This window comes from Streptomyces sp. NPDC093149, assembly GCF_044754145.1.
Taxonomy (GTDB): Bacteria; Actinomycetota; Actinomycetes; order Streptomycetales; family Streptomycetaceae; genus Streptomyces.
In genome coordinates this window covers 614,562-628,176 of sequence record NZ_JBIVON010000003.1, presented here as the reverse complement: position 1 = coordinate 628,176, position 13,615 = coordinate 614,562, and the positions used below count along the sequence as shown (strand labels likewise).

General features: G+C 69.9%; 14 protein-coding genes and 1 pseudogene. 6 read left to right on the top strand and 9 right to left on the bottom strand.

Going from position 1 to position 13,615, the window contains the following annotated elements; translation table 11 throughout:
• Nucleotides 1-192 precede the first annotated feature (192 nt).
• Both ACIQCZ_RS13335 and ACIQCZ_RS13330 read left to right on the top strand, forming a co-directional pair.
• Nucleotides 193-1,266 (top strand): acyl-CoA dehydrogenase family protein, encoded by a 1,074-nt coding sequence (locus ACIQCZ_RS13335; protein ID WP_402282046.1) that lies wholly within the window; start codon nt 193-195, stop codon nt 1,264-1,266.
• A 38-nt stretch (nt 1,267-1,304) separates the two neighbouring features.
• Nucleotides 1,305-2,093 carry an SDR family oxidoreductase gene (locus ACIQCZ_RS13330; RefSeq protein WP_402282044.1) on the top strand — a complete coding sequence of 263 codons (789 nt, stop codon included), beginning with the start codon at nt 1,305-1,307 and terminating at the stop codon, nt 2,091-2,093.
• Between the two features lie 261 nt (nt 2,094-2,354).
• On the opposite strand, the pseudogene ACIQCZ_RS13325 reads toward ACIQCZ_RS13330, so the two are convergent.
• Nucleotides 2,355-2,720: pseudogene (locus ACIQCZ_RS13325) on the bottom strand (AMP-binding protein); the annotation flags it as partial.
• Nucleotides 2,721-2,787: 67 nt separating this feature from the next.
• On the opposite strand from ACIQCZ_RS13325, the gene ACIQCZ_RS13320 reads away from it, so the two are divergent.
• Nucleotides 2,788-3,711: an LLM class F420-dependent oxidoreductase gene (locus ACIQCZ_RS13320; protein WP_402282043.1), complete on the top strand. Its 924-nt coding sequence runs from the start codon at nt 2,788-2,790 to the stop codon at nt 3,709-3,711.
• Nucleotides 3,712-3,799: 88 nt separating this feature from the next.
• On the opposite strand, the gene ACIQCZ_RS13315 is transcribed toward ACIQCZ_RS13320, so the two are convergent.
• Both ACIQCZ_RS13315 and ACIQCZ_RS13310 read right to left on the bottom strand, forming a co-directional pair.
• Complete coding sequence (locus tag ACIQCZ_RS13315; RefSeq protein WP_402282041.1) at nt 3,800-4,321, bottom strand: hypothetical protein; 522 nt, start codon at nt 4,319-4,321, stop codon at nt 3,800-3,802.
• A gap of 202 nt (nt 4,322-4,523) precedes the next feature.
• On the bottom strand, nt 4,524-5,351 hold the full coding sequence (locus tag ACIQCZ_RS13310) for an SDR family oxidoreductase (protein ID WP_402282040.1): 828 nt from the start codon (nt 5,349-5,351) through the stop codon (nt 4,524-4,526).
• 172 nt (nt 5,352-5,523) lie between these two features.
• On the opposite strand from ACIQCZ_RS13310, the gene ACIQCZ_RS13305 reads away from it, so the two are divergent.
• Nucleotides 5,524-5,718 (top strand): hypothetical protein, encoded by a 195-nt coding sequence (locus tag ACIQCZ_RS13305; protein WP_402282038.1) that lies wholly within the window; start codon nt 5,524-5,526, stop codon nt 5,716-5,718.
• Between the two features lie 292 nt (nt 5,719-6,010).
• Here ACIQCZ_RS13305 and ACIQCZ_RS13300 read toward each other — a convergent pair whose 3' ends face one another.
• The gene (locus ACIQCZ_RS13300; protein WP_402282036.1) at nt 6,011-6,664 is read right to left on the bottom strand and encodes a maleylpyruvate isomerase family mycothiol-dependent enzyme; all 654 of its coding nucleotides are present in this window, start codon (nt 6,662-6,664) and stop codon (nt 6,011-6,013) included.
• Nucleotides 6,665-6,735: 71 nt separating this feature from the next.
• Between ACIQCZ_RS13300 and ACIQCZ_RS13295 the strand changes: the two genes are divergently transcribed.
• Nucleotides 6,736-7,755: a LysR family transcriptional regulator gene (locus ACIQCZ_RS13295; RefSeq protein ID WP_402282034.1), complete on the top strand. Its 1,020-nt coding sequence runs from the start codon at nt 6,736-6,738 to the stop codon at nt 7,753-7,755.
• 511 nt (nt 7,756-8,266) lie between these two features.
• Entirely contained in the window at nt 8,267-9,031 is a 765-nt protein-coding gene (locus ACIQCZ_RS13290; RefSeq protein WP_402282033.1) for a GNAT family N-acetyltransferase, read from the top strand.
• Nucleotides 9,032-9,080: 49 nt separating this feature from the next.
• Here the strand turns inward: ACIQCZ_RS13290 and ACIQCZ_RS13285 are convergent, their stop codons facing one another.
• The 5 genes from ACIQCZ_RS13285 to ACIQCZ_RS13265 all read right to left on the bottom strand — a co-directional run bounded on the left by ACIQCZ_RS13285 (nt 9,081) and on the right by ACIQCZ_RS13265 (nt 13,071).
• The gene (locus tag ACIQCZ_RS13285) at nt 9,081-9,581 is read right to left on the bottom strand and encodes a transposase (RefSeq protein WP_402282174.1); all 501 of its coding nucleotides are present in this window, start codon (nt 9,579-9,581) and stop codon (nt 9,081-9,083) included.
• Nucleotides 9,582-9,640: 59 nt separating this feature from the next.
• On the bottom strand, nt 9,641-10,303 hold the full coding sequence (locus ACIQCZ_RS13280) for a hypothetical protein (RefSeq protein WP_402282032.1): 663 nt from the start codon (nt 10,301-10,303) through the stop codon (nt 9,641-9,643).
• A 413-nt stretch (nt 10,304-10,716) separates the two neighbouring features.
• On the bottom strand, nt 10,717-11,193 hold the full coding sequence (locus ACIQCZ_RS13275) for a hypothetical protein (RefSeq protein ID WP_402282030.1): 477 nt from the start codon (nt 11,191-11,193) through the stop codon (nt 10,717-10,719).
• Between the two features lie 448 nt (nt 11,194-11,641).
• Nucleotides 11,642-12,619, bottom strand: a complete 978-nt coding sequence (locus ACIQCZ_RS13270) for an MBL fold metallo-hydrolase (protein ID WP_402282028.1) — start codon at nt 12,617-12,619, stop codon at nt 11,642-11,644.
• Entirely contained in the window at nt 12,616-13,071 is a 456-nt protein-coding gene (locus ACIQCZ_RS13265; protein ID WP_402282027.1) for a PaaI family thioesterase, read from the bottom strand. Before ACIQCZ_RS13265 ends, ACIQCZ_RS13270 begins: the two co-directional genes overlap by 4 nt.
• Nucleotides 13,072-13,615 lie beyond the last annotated feature (544 nt).

Here is a 13,615-nt window from a genome sequence, read left to right as displayed (position 1 = left end):
ACCAAACACTTGTTAGGGAAGCGCCGAAGGTGCACAGGTCCGTCGGCTGCACCGCCGCCATCGGCCCGTCCCTGTGGATCCGCAGGGGCCGCCCGCCGCACGGCCGCCGGGACGCCCCGGCCGCCTGCCGGGCCCCTGTACTGGCCGCCCGACGCGCACGACAGTGCGTGCCACACCGAGGGGAGCAGCCCGATGCGGCTGACTGAGGAACAGGAAGAACTGCGGTCCGCCGTACGGTCACTGCTGACCCGGCACGAAGGAGCCGAGGCCTGGCGGCCGTTGACCGAGCAGATCGGCGTCGCCGGTCTCGCCGTGCCCGAGGAGTACGGTGGGGCGGGCGGCGGCGCCCGGGATGTCCATGTGCTGATGGAGGAACTGGGCCGGAGCCTGAGTCCGCTGCCGTTCCTCGGCTCGGCGGTGCTCACGGCCGGCGCACTGCTCGCCACCGGCGACAAGGCGGCCTGCGGGCGTCTGCTGCCGGGGCTCGCCGAGGGCGGCTCGGTGGGAACCCTGGCCTGGGCCGAACAGGGGTCCTGGGAACCGGAGGCGGTACGCGCCGAGGCCGAGCCCGGACCCGGTGGAACCTGGCGCGTCACCGGGACGAAGGAGCATGTACTGGACTGGCCCCGGCTCGACGTGCTGCTCGTCGCGGCCCGTACGGCGGCCGGGGTCTCGCTCTTCGACGTGGCGGTGGACACCGCCGGGGCGCACCGCGCACCCGTCGTCACCATGGACGGCACGCGGAGCCAGGCACAGTGGGTGCTGGACGACGCCGAGGCGCAGCTGATCGGCGTGGACGGCGACGGCGGGCGGAGCCTGGCGCAGGTACGGGACCTGGCCTGCACGGCGCTCGCCGCGGAACAGGTGGGCGCGGCCGGGCGCTGCCTCGAACTCACCGTCGCCTACGCCCGGGACCGCGTCCAGTTCGGCCGCCCCATCGGCTCGTTCCAGGCCGTCAAGCACCGGCTCGCGGACGCCTATGTCCTGGTGGAGTCGGCGCGTTCGGCGGCGCTCGGCGCCGCCTTCGCCGCCGACCAGGACCCCGGCGCGCTGCCACGGGCCGCCGCTGTCGCGAAGTCGGTCTGTTCCGAGGCGTTCTCGGCGGTGGCCGGCGAGATGATCCAGTTGCACGGCGGCATCGGCATCACCTGGGAGCACGACGCGCACCGCTACTTCAAGCGGGCGCACGGGGCGGGCGAACTGTTCGGTTCGGCCGCGCGGCACCGGGCGCGGCTCGCCGCCGGGCTCGGGCTGGCCGGCAGCTGACCATCGATCGGGCACGCCCGGCAGAGAGGCCGTACATCATGGACATCGACAACCCGTTGGACTTCACGGGACGCGTGGTGCTCGTCACCGGCGGCACGAAGGGAATCGGTGCCGCCATCGCCGAGGCATTCCTCGATGCCGGGGCCGACGTCGTCGTCTGCGGCCGCAACGCCCCGGACACGACGCCGTCGGTGCGGGGCCGGACAGCGGTCTTCGTCTCCGCCGACGTACGCGACCCCGCGGCGGCCGTCCGGCTCGTCGACGCGGCGGTGGAACGCTTCGGCCGGCTCGACGTGCTCGTCAACAACGCGGGCGGCTCCCCGGACGCAGACGCGGCCACCGTCTCGCCCCGTTTCGTGGAGAGGATCGTCGCACTCAACCTGCTCGCGCCGTTCTACGTGGCGCAGGCTGCCCACCGCGTCATGAGGGCCCAGCACGGCGGCGGTTCGGTCATCAACATCGGCAGCGTCTCCGCGCACGACCCGCAGCCCGGCACCGCCGCGTACACGGCCGCCAAGGCCGGACTGCTGGCCCTCACCAAGGCACTTGCGCTGGAGTGGGCTCCCGAGGTGCGGGTCAATCACATCACCACCGGGCTGATCCGCACCGAGAGCGCGGCAGCCGTCTACGGCACGGGCGGCGGGGCGTCGGTGGCGCGCGTCATCCCGATGGGACGGATGGCCGTCCCCCCGGACGTCGCCCGCGCCTGCCTGTTCCTGGCGAGCGGGCTGTCCGGATATGTCAACGGGGCGGACCTCGCGGTGCACGGCGGTGGGGAGTTCCCCGCCCGCTACCTCGCCGCGAAATCGGCCGACGGGCAGGAGTGAACGGGGCGAGGACGCTTCGACGGGGGCCCGGACACGAACCGGCCCGGACATGAACCGGCCGGGCCCCTGGCGGGGCCCGGCCGGCACCTGCTCGACCTCCGCCGGATAGACGTTGAAACCACCTACCACGGACATGTTCTTCGAGCGGCCCGTGATGACGAGATCGCCGCGCTCGTCGAGGTGGCCCACGTCGCCGGTGGCCAGCCAGCCGTCCGCGTCGACGGCCGCCGCGCTCGCCGCCGGATCGTCCAGGTACCCGAGCATCACGTTGTAGCCGCGGACCGTGATCTCGCCGTCCCGCCCGGCGGGCAGCGGACGCCGGTCGCCGTCGGTCACCCGTACCTCGACGCCGTCGATGGGGCGGCCCGCGGTCAGGGCCACCGTCTCTGCGTCGTCGTCCGCGGAGCATGCGGTGACCGTGCCGCAGCTTTCGGTCAGGCCGTACGCTGTGACAACCTCCGGGAAGAGTTCGGCCCGCATCCGCCGGACGAGAGCGACGGGCACCGCGGCCGCACCGGTCACCGCGAACCGCGGCGACGACAGGTCGAACCGGCCCCTGCCGGGCGCGTCCAGCTGCTCGACGGCTCCGCGGGCCGAGACTCCGCCGGCGACAGCAGACGTGTACACACGAATGACAAAGAGTTGTCACACAACAACCGGAATGCACGGTCGGCCGCAGTCGGTTCGTACTGACATGACCATTGGAGTAGCACTCAACGCGACGGACTCCGCCAACCAGATCGATGCCACTGTGCAACTCGCGCGCGAGGCTGCGGCTGCCGGGCTGCGGTCGGCCTGGTTCGGGCAGACCTTCGGCGCGGACTCACCCCAGCTCGCGGCAGTCGTCGGGCGAGAAGTACCCGGTCTGCACGTGGGCACGTCGGCGATTCCGGTATTCGGCCGCCATCCCCTGCTGGTCTCCAGTCAGGCCCAGACCGCCCAGGCGGCCACACACGGCCGCTACCATCTCGGACTGGCGCTCGGCACCAAACTCCTGACCGAGGCGGGCTTCGGCATCCCCTTCGAACGGCCCATCGCGCGGCTGCGTGAATTCCTCACCGCCCTGCGGCAGTTGACCGAGACCGGTACCGCCGACTTCCGCGGAGAACTGCTCACCGCCACTACACCGATGCCCGCGCGTGTGCCGGGCGCCGAGAACGGTGTGCCGTTGCTCGTCGCCGCCATGGGCCCCCAGGCCTTGCGCGCCAGCGGTGAACTGGCGGATGGGATCCTGCCCTATCTCGCCGGGCCGCGTGCCCTGAGCGAGCACATCGTTCCGGCTGTCACCGCGGCGGCAGAGGCCGCCGGCCGGCCCGCGCCCCGGATCGTCGCGCTGGTGCACGGAGTGGTCACCGACGACGTCGACTCCGTACGCGAGAAGGCCACCGAACAGCTCTCCTTCTACGAACAGATCCCGTCCTACGCACGTGTCATCGAACTCTCCGGCGCCCTGCGGGCCTCCGACGTCGCGGTGATCGGTGACGAGAAGGCGGTCGCCGCCGAGGTGCGACGGTACCGGGATGCCGGGGCGACGGAGGTGGTGTTCTCGGGCACCGAGATCGCCGGGACCGCCGATCGGCGTCGTACCTGGGATCTCCTTGGAGCGCTGGCCGGTTGAGCGCCGACGGGTGATGGTATGGCGGGTCTTCGAACAAGCACGGGCGAAGGGCAGAACGGTGTTCCGGCTCATCCGCTTGCGCTCCCGGTCAAGGGGCTTCGGACAGGCGCTGGACCGTCCGCCGACGTGGCGCCTCGTCGTCCGGGACGTCCGGGGAAGGGAAGTGGAAGGGCACTCCGAGATGGTGGGCCAAGGCCTTCCCCGCCCTGTCCGCTGCGGTTCCCGGCGCAGGCCCGCCAGTGCGGCGGTAGACGGTCGCCAGATGCGCTTCCCCGGAGGGGTCGTCCATGACCGCTACCAGGAGCACGAACCAGTCGTGAACGGTGTCGCCGTCCCAGAGAGCCTCGACGGCGACCACCCGGCCCGGGTGGGCGACAGCACGGGCCGCGAGCGAGGGGACATCGAGCGGATCGGGCTGTGTGCGCCGCACGCGGTCGCCGAAGACCTCGTAGCGCGCGTGGACCACTTGTTCCGCCTCGCCCAGTCCCAGCCCCAGCGGTCGCAGCGCTTGCCATACGGCCTTGACCGCCATGAACGGGCGGTCGCGCAGCACGTTCTCGTCGACCTCCCGGCGGGTCCGATCCTCCAGGTAGGTCCACCACCCGCTCACCAGGCCACCAGGGATTGCGTGAAGTGCGTCATGGGCCGACCGTACCTCCAACGCGGAACGGCCCCGTCGGCCCGCGAGGGAGGCAGGGTGCTGCCGAATCTCGGGCTCTGGCACACATTCCGTGGTCGGGTATCAGTGGTGGGCAGAACCACCAGCGTTTTCTGCTCAGGTTTCTGCTCAGGCAGGCCGTCGGGCAAGGCGGTCACGCCGTCGCGGCACAGAACCGGTGAGCACCGCGCAGCGTGGTGCTCAGATTCCGCTGGGTCGCCTCGCTGTCGAGGCGTACGTCGAGGGCCCCGGGAAGCGCGCTGTCCGCCCGCAGGCCCGCGGGCAGCCGGGAGGCGTCGAGTCCGTCCCGCCGGGCGATGAGGATGCCGAGTGCGTGACGGCTCATGGCGTCGGAACCGGCGAGATGGTGGATGCCGGCCTTGTCGTGCGACGCCAGTTCCAGAAGGGCGGCGGCCAGGTCGACGACGTGTACCGGGCAGCGTATGTCGTCGGTGAACAGGACGCCGTCGCGCGTTCCGGCGGCGAGTTCGTGCACGGCGCGCTCATGTACGGAACGTCCATACCCGATGATCAGCGATGTGCGGGCAACGACCGCCTCCGGATTCACGAAGAGGACCCCGGTCTCCGCTACCGCCTTCGCCGCTCCGTATGGGGTTACGGGGTCGGGGAGGCACGATTCGTCGTAATGGACCCGGGCGCCGGAAAATACCGCGTCCGAGGAGACGTGGACCAGGCGAGCTCCGTACTTCGCTGCCGCCATCGCCAGCCGGACGGGGCCCTCCGCCGTGACCGCCCAGTCCGCCCCACCGCTCGATGCGTTGACGACAAGATGCGGGCCGACCTCAGCCATGACAGCGTCCACGCGTGCGGCATGCCGCAGATCAAGCTCATGCCACGCAACTTCGGAAGTGCCGCCGGGCCTGGTCGCGTAGGTGGCGGCCGTTGTGTGCCCAGCCGCTACCGCCTGCCGGATCAGCTCGGCCCCCAGGAAGCCGCTCCCGCCGATGATCAGAACTGTCATGGCGCGACATCGTAGGCGTGCCCCGGCCCGCAGCGGCACGGCACCACAGAAGTCAGACGGCCATACACCGGGCGCTGCCCGATCGGCGCTTCGGTGCTGCTTGCGGTGCGGTTGCGGCCGAACTCCCTCCCTCAACTCGCTTACGGATGAGCCCGGTACATTCGACAGTTCGGTGGTCGCCGCTGCCACCGCGGACCGCAGCTCGCCCGACGGAGGCGCGGAACAGGCCGACTACACCGTCACCGCCGAAGGCACGGACACCGCGTTCTGTGTCGAGGTCCACGCCATGAAACGCAGACTGGCCACGGGCTACGAATCCGTCGCCATCTCCGTCGGCGACGGCGCGTGCCTTGACGCAGACACCTGATGTCCGAGCCCGTTGCGAGGCGGTGTCCCGCGTGGTTCACCGGGCGTGCACGGGTGGTCAGCGTCCGTGGGGCGCGATCCAGCCGATGCAGACAGCCGGCGTACTGGCGGGACCGGAGGACCGTTGTACTGCTCACCGGCCGGTGCGATGCGTCCCTTCGACGAGCGACCGGCATCGAGCGCCCTCGCCGTGGTGTCGCACGGCGTGCCGCCGAGGCAGTCCGGGCGACACTGTTCGGGATCGAAGAGATGACCGATCACGAGCCGCCGCGGGCACACCTGGACGGCGGAAGTCACGTCTGGACGGCCACGAAGCGATCGCTCGATTCACCGTGGAGGCGCCCCGGAGGAAGCCTACGACCGTATACGAGCAGAAGCAGGTCCTGTGCGGCGCCGGACAGCGGCGTCCCGGCACCGAAGGACCAGTCGAGGTCGTCGGCGCGGAGTTCGATGCCTTGGAGGTCGGCTCCGAAGAACTTGAGGGTCCTGGCGTCGACGCTCTCCAGAAGGATACGCAGACGGTCTTCGGGAACCCGGCGGCCGAGGCCCAGCGCCACGGTGATGTCCAGGCCGTGGATCACGTCATGGCCCAGGGCCGCCGCGAATCCGCCGACCGGCGGCGTCCAGGGGTGATCCGCGTTGTCCCTGAGCAGTGCGGCAAGTTCACGCGTCGAATGAGTGGCCGCGTCCTTGTGCGCGCATCGATCGGTCATCCGGTGAAGGCTGCCTCGCGCTAGGACGAGTTCCCACGCCGTCCTGGGCAACGAGTACCGAAACCCCAGCGACATATGGGCCGCGACGTCCCGCACCCGCCAACCCGCGCACAGAGTCGGCGCGTCCCATTCCTCCTCCGACAGCCCGTCCAGCACGGCCGCCAACTCCTGGCGCTCAGCGGCAATCGCCGCTCTGATCTCCGCAGTCGGTCGCTGGTATGTCGCTCTCCTCATGGCATCAAGGGTCACGGCAGCCCTGCCACAAGTCCAAGAGTTTGCATGTCTCGCAGCTAGCATCACCAGTTATGGACATTCGGCAGCTGCGGTACTTCGTCACAGTGGTGGAGGAAGCAGGCTTCACCCGCGCCGCCGCCCGCCTGCATCTGGCACAGCCTGGGGTGAGCGCCCAGATCCGGCAACTCGAAAGGGAACTCGGCCAGCCGCTGCTGGACCGCTCCGCCCGGTCGGTGACCCCGACGGAAGTGGGTGAGGCCGTACTCCCGTACGCGCGGGCAGCGCTCACCGCGGTCGAGGCGATACGACAGACCGTGGACGAGTTCACGGGGCTGCTCCGCGGCCACGTCCGCGTCGGCCTCGTCTCGGGTGCCGGCGCGGCCGCCCACGAGTTCGACCTGGCCTCCGTCCTCGCCGGCTTCCACGATGACCACCCACAGGTGGAGATCGTCCTGACCGAGGACACGTCGCAGCGTATGCTCGCCGCCCTGAACCGCGGGCACCTGGACATCGCCGTCATCGGGCTGATGGACGAGGAACCCCCACCGGGCATCTCCCTCCAGGTCGTGGTGGACGAACCCCTGGTCGCCGCCGTTCCCGCGGACGATCCGGCCATCATGCACGAGGGACGCACGAGCATTCCGCTGGCCGAACTCCGGGATCGTCCACTGATCAGCCTGCCGCGCGGCACGGGCGTCCGAGGGGTACTCGACCGGGCATGCACGCAGGCCGGGTTCCAGCCTCGCATCGCCTTCGAGGCGGCTGCCCCACTGTTCCTTGCCGAGCTCGCCGCCCGCGGTCTCGGTGTAGCGGTGGTTCCGGCGCTCCGGTGCGACGCGGCGTCAGCCTTCGGACTACGGACGCTGGAGATCACCGAACCACGACTACGCGGCCGGATCGCCCTGGCCTGGCGGACGGACGGCCCTTCCGGCCCCGCTGCCGCGGCCTTCCTGGACCTGCTGCGTGCGACTCTCGCCCGAGACGACGACGCGGCTGCCGTCGGGGCGGCCGTGCCCCGGCAGGCCGGATCGAGCAGGCCGAACAACCGCCGGAGTCAGGGCGCACACGGGCAACGCCAGGAGAGACGGTAGCGGGAAGCGGCGCCCGCGCCCGGCAGGAGGATCGGGAATGCGGGCGAACTCGGCCAACGGCGCGGCGACTTCCTCGCCGTGGGCTCGGGCCGACTCCACATGCGGGCTGCTGACAGCGCAGCGGCGGGCGTGGGAGGGCCCGGGGAACGGACACGGCATCCTTTCAGATCGTGAAGCTTCGACACCTCCGTGGTCACAAGGGGTCGTGTCCACTTGCTTCCCGCGCTCACGCCCCACTGATCACCGTGAACCGGGGCAACCCGCCTGAGCTTCGGGGTCCCGCTAAAGTCTGTCTCGTAACCCCTGGCGGGCGCACGACGACAGCTGCGGCACCTCGCCCTGCTCCACCAGGGATCACGGGACAGCGCTTAGGCCGTGAATCGAATCTGCTGGTCGCCGGCACGACACCGTCGGCGGACGACCCAAAATCGCATGCGATCTGCGCCCAGTCATGCTGGGATCAATCGCTATGAATGATCATCTCCTCAATGAAGCCGACTTGATGGACAGGATGGAAAGGAACCTGGCGGAACACGCCTGTCACCTGCATCGGAGCATGACTGGTGCGGACGTCACAGAGGCGGGTGACCTCCTGGTCGCCGACAGCGGCCTGGACGACGACACTTTCAACATCGTTGCCGCGGCCCGCTTCACCGTCACCAACGCTACGGCACGTATCGCCGAGACCGCTCGGACGCTGGCCCGCACTGGCCGCCGTTTCTCCTGGTGGGTGGGGCCTGCCTCGACACCACTGGACCTCACCGCCCGCCTGACGGCGGCCGGTCTGTCGGCGTCCGAACGCGAGACGGCGATGTGGGCCGAGCTGGACGACACCCTGCCACTGCCCGTCGTCCAAGGACTGGACATCCAGAGGGTGGCCACGCCCGAACAGCTTGCCGACTACGCCATGGTTCTCGCCGCGAACTGGGACCCGCCTGCTGACACCGTCCGCCGCTTCTTCGCCCAGGCCGCCCCGCAGGCACTGGCAGCGCACTGCCCGGCCCGGTACCTGGTCGGCTACGTGGAGGGCCGTCCGGTCTGTTCGGCTGAAGTGTTTCATCATGCGGGGGTCGCCGGTATCTACAACATCTCCACCCTGGCCGCCCACCGCCGACGTGGCTACGGCGGTGCTGTCACGCTCGCGGCACTCCGCACGGCCCGCGACCGAGATCACCGCATCGCGGTCCTGCAGGCGTCAGCCGACGGCGAGCCCGTCTACCGCCGCCTGGGGTTCCGCTCCTGTGGCCAGTTCACCGAACACAGCATCAACCCCTGAACCGCCGGAACTCCACCGGCCCTCCGCCCGCCTTTCCTGACGGTGCCGGTCACAGCCATTCGTTGATGGCCGCTACGAGGACAGTGACCTCGTAGCGGACCGTGAGCCTGTCGTATCTCGCGGCCACAGCTCGGTGCCTTTTGTGGCGATTTATTCCGCACTCGACCGCATGCCGAGTCTTGTAGTCCTCGGCGTCGGACTTGGGCGGCCGGGCCACCACGCGAGCCGAGCTTCTTGCGGTTGCGGGTCTGGTCGGCCTTGTCCGGGATGGTGCAGCGGATGTCGCGTCGGCGCAGGTAGGCGCGGTTCTTTCGCGACGCATACTTTGTCGGCGCGGACCCGGCCGGGCCGGGTCCGCGGACGCCCCGAACCCAGGCGGGCGCCGCCCCCAGGGCCCGCACCGCTCCGGCACATCCCGCCACCGGACCCCGGTGCGGGTACGAAACCGTATGCCGTCGATCAGCTGTCGCCTGGCCCATATCGGCGGACGACCCGGCTTCCTGCCCCTGGGCAACACCGGGTCCAAGCAGGCCCACTGCGTACCCGTCAGATCTCCACACGCCGCCGGAACGAGGTCATCTCACCTCGAGATCCCTTCCGATACACGCCCTACATTAGGGGCTCGCCTGCCGTTCCACGATGCGGGCTCCCGGCGTCAGGAGCGGCTGAGTTCGTGGCCCATTCGGTGAGGGCGGTGAGGGCGTCCACCGGGTGTCCGGCACGGATGCGGATCCTTCGGTAGCGGTCGCCCTGCACCGGAAACCGCGGGGATCGGTCCCACCTGCGGGCGAAGCGCCAGATCCAGGTGCCGTGGTGAAGCCTTCGGGCCGAGGCGAACCCGTGGTCGCCGCGCAGCCGTACTTCCACGTTCAGCGGCTCGCGGAACGGAGTCAGCTCCGCCGTGTCGTGGCCGATGCGGAAGCTGATCTCGGCGTCCTTCCAGTCCAGCCGACCGACTTCCGCGATTCGCCCGCGCGCGATCCGGGCGCCTTCACGGAGGAACACGGGGTCATGGATGACCAGGGCGTCCGTCTCCAGGGTGAGCCGGGGTCTGGACAGCAGAGCCCTGACGGTCTGCACCTGAGCCGGAACGGTTGCGAAGGACGCCGCACCTGCTGCCACAGCCATCGAGGTGCCCAGCACATCGGGCTGCCCCATGACGGCGTCCCATCCGATGGCGAGGGCCGCCAACGGCAGGCCCAGCCCCCACGGAAGCACGGCGAACATGGCGAGTACGGCCCGCCATCGTGATCGCACAAGCGTGATGTCCATGACCGGTGATGCTAGGGCGTGTTTCGAAAGTAGCGTCGTCCGCCCGCAGGGCGGGCCAGGCGGCGTCTGGTGCGTGCGATCGCAAGGCGGAGGGTCGCCCCGATACTGGGCGTATCGGGGCGGGCCCGACAACGCAGCGAGCGTGCGTGCCAGACGCCGCCTGGCAGGCGGGACTTTCGAAGCACGCCCTAAGGGCTGTCCGTCAAATCCTGAAGCTCTGCAGATTTGGACAACCGGCCAGATCACCAAATCGCCGGGGCCCTGGCCGCTCGATACAGGCGTTCGCGCCCCGGCAATAGAAGACCGAGCCCGCAGGCTGGTCAGGAGAAAGGGCATCAGACCCGTGAAGCCACTGGGTCCGATGCCCTCAAAGGGTCACGGGAAGGAATCCCGGACCTATACCGCCGTGGGGATCAGTCCCCGGTGTTGGTAGCCCAGACCGGGCGCCTGTCCGCGTTGTAGACGACTACGTTGCCGTCGTCCTGGATGGCGAGGTAGGCACCCTTGCGCCAGGTGCCGGAGGCCCACAGCGGCCTGCCTCCGCGGTCGTAGAGGACGAAGTTCCCGTCTTCCTGCATGACCGCGTGGTCGCCGTTGGGATAGGCACCAGGGGCCTGCCACACCGGGCGGCCGTCCTTGTACAGGACGAAGTTCCCGTCCTGCTGCACCCGCAGGATGGCCCGGCCGTTGCCCGAGGTCCAGGCCTGGTTCTTCTGCAGCGTCGCCCTCGGGTAGATCAGCGTGTCGGACGTGGGGCGCGCACCGGAGACCTGGGTGTGGCGGGCGCCGGCCGGTGCGGACACCGAGGCCTGAGCGGTGCCCGCCAGCATTCCGCCGACCGCGAGTACCGCGGTCGCGACGGCAAGGGACGGGAAGGTACGGAGTTTCATCGATGTCCTTTACGGGATCGGGATGCCCTGCTTTCAGGGCCACGCCTTGAAAGCTGCCACAAATCCATCGAAGAAAACCCATTCCGAGAAATCAAGAATTAGTCAGGATTACTGAAATCCACATCAGCACGAGAAGAATCTCGTTTGACGGAAAACCATCTCCCGAACCCATGAAAATATCCACCACAAACGCAATGCGACTGCCGTACGAATCCCGGCACGCCACAGGTTCGCACCGGTGCGACGTCGGCCGATGCTCGAACGATGCGATCGGCAGCCAACCGGCGCGCTGCGCCGGCGCCGCTCCGGAACCCTCGCCATGACACATATCGGATTCGCCTCACAAGCCGAGCACAGTTTCGGTGGCCGCCGGTGCACGGACGTCGTGAGGACGTGCAGCGGACGACGAGCAGCCGTGCCACGCCTCGCCACCCGTGTCCGCCGCGGGTCAGTACGGCTCCGCTGCCGGCCACGCGCGTGGGTGAGGCGCATTCAGCGACTCCGGTGCGACCGGGGCGTGTTCGGCAGCCGCGTGGAGCCGTCCGTCGCGCAGGACGACGGCGCCGCTGCGAAGCATCGTGGTAGTCAGCTCGGCGGCGAGCGCCTGGGGCGTGCGACCCAGGAGCCGTGCCGCGTCGGTCAGCCAGGCCCGCGCGTGCAGGTAGGGCTCTACCTCGTCCACCGGGATGCCGCCGCGGATCATCAGGGCGGACGCGAAGATCCGCCGGGCTCCGTACCAAACCGCTCCCTCCGGGTCGTCCACGAGACGCCGGGCGCGGCGCAGGGCGGTGGCGAACGCCGCACCGGGATCCGCCGGGACGGGCCCGTGCGAGGGGAGCAGCACGCGCGGGGAGAGTTCGGCCATCCGCTTCAAGGAGGCGAGCGCTGTCGTGGCGGCGTCGAGACCGTCGAGGGCGAGGTTCACCCAGCCGACGTCGTAGTCCGACAGCGCGTCCCCGACCACCAGCAGGCGCTCCTCCGGTTGCCACAGCGCCAGATGTCCGGGAGTGTGCCCGGGAGTGCGGATGACCTCCCAGTCGGCTTCTCCGAGCCGGAGGATCTGTCCGTCGTCGAGCGGTACGTCGACCGTGTACGGGGCGACCGGCTGGTCAAGGTACTCGGCCGCGCAACAGCCCGGGTCCCTGCGGGAGATCGCCTCCGCCTCGGGTGCTCCGGCGGCGATGCCGGCGCCCCTCGCCTGGAGAAGGGCGTTGCCGCCGACGTGGTCGGAGTGCCAGTGCGTGTTCACGACCAGGTGGACGTCCCCGGCGTGCGCACGCGCCCAGTCGGCCGTCTCCTCTGCGTGGCCGACGAACCCGCTGTCGACCAGGGCCGGTTGGCGTCCTGGCAACAGAAGTGTGTTGGCGTCGGGGAACGGCCTCTGCCACCAGGTCACCCAGGACGGCAACGACGGCTGCGGGCTCACGGAGCGGCCCTGTTCACGCGAATGAGCGTCTGCTGCCCGTTGGCGACGAGTTTCCGCTGTCCGTCCTGGACTCCGAACACCTCCAGTTGACACACGGTCAGGGTGCGTCCGGACTTCAGGACGGTCCCGACGGCCTCTATGTGTTCGCCGACGGCGGGCGCCAGCAGGTTGATCTTGTACTCGACGGTGAGCACATCGGTGTTCTCGGGGAACAGCGTGAAGGCGGCGTAACCGCCGGCGCTGTCCGCGATGGCGCTGGTGGCACCGGCGTGGAAGTAGCCGTTCTGCTGGGTGACTTCGGGACGGCTCGGGAGCGTGATGTGCACACGTCCGGATCCGATGCGGGTCATCCGCGCACCGAGGTGCCCCATGAGCCCCTGGCGGTCGAAACTGGACCGGATCCGGTCCTGCACCTCGGGGCTCGCCTGTTCCTGCTGCGCCTGGTCTTCCACGTGCTCTCCTTCGACGGACATCACGGTCTGTGAACGCGGTGCGAGGGGCGCGGTCAACCGGCCGAGCGTTCCACCAGCACGGGCCCCACCGGTGACGATCATCATGGCACCGAAGGCCCGGGCGGCCGCCCGGGCCTTCAGGTCCGCGCTCGGAGCCGTCGGACGCGGTGCCGCCGGGAACGCATCGCTTCACCGCGTGACAGGTGGACGATCCGCCCCACGGCCCGGAGCCACCGGGGCCGAAAAGGACGGACCGCTCCGCCACCCCTCGACCGGCCGCGCCTGCGGCCGTCCGCCTTTCGCATCCACGGGTGCTGCCCATGTCGGTGCGCCCACCTATGACCAGCAGGTCGAGGGGTGCAGCGGCGTTATTGACGCAGTGGGCAGGGGTGAGCACCTTTGTTTCCCGACCCGGGACGGGGCGACGCGCCGCTGGTGACGCGTCACTTCCTCCCCGACCGCCTCACACGTCTCGGCGGCGCCGGCGCCCGGCCCCGATCCGAATGGCCGAGCGCCCAGCCGGGCAGGCCACGCGGAGAGCCGG

Coding starts and splice junctions, on each gene's coding strand:
- ACIQCZ_RS13335 (WP_402282046.1), top strand. CDS start 193: ATGCGGCTGACTGAGGAACAGGAAGAACTGCGGTCCGCCGTACGGTCA.
- ACIQCZ_RS13330 (WP_402282044.1), top strand. CDS start 1,305: ATGGACATCGACAACCCGTTGGACTTCACGGGACGCGTGGTGCTCGTC.
- ACIQCZ_RS13320 (WP_402282043.1), top strand. CDS start 2,788: ATGACCATTGGAGTAGCACTCAACGCGACGGACTCCGCCAACCAGATC.
- ACIQCZ_RS13310 (WP_402282040.1), bottom strand. CDS start 5,351: ATGACAGTTCTGATCATCGGCGGGAGCGGCTTCCTGGGGGCCGAGCTG.
- ACIQCZ_RS13300 (WP_402282036.1), bottom strand. CDS start 6,664: ATGAGGAGAGCGACATACCAGCGACCGACTGCGGAGATCAGAGCGGCG.
- ACIQCZ_RS13295 (WP_402282034.1), top strand. CDS start 6,736: ATGGACATTCGGCAGCTGCGGTACTTCGTCACAGTGGTGGAGGAAGCA.
- ACIQCZ_RS13290 (WP_402282033.1), top strand. CDS start 8,267: ATGGAAAGGAACCTGGCGGAACACGCCTGTCACCTGCATCGGAGCATG.
- ACIQCZ_RS13280 (WP_402282032.1), bottom strand. CDS start 10,303: ATGGACATCACGCTTGTGCGATCACGATGGCGGGCCGTACTCGCCATG.
- ACIQCZ_RS13275 (WP_402282030.1), bottom strand. CDS start 11,193: ATGAAACTCCGTACCTTCCCGTCCCTTGCCGTCGCGACCGCGGTACTC.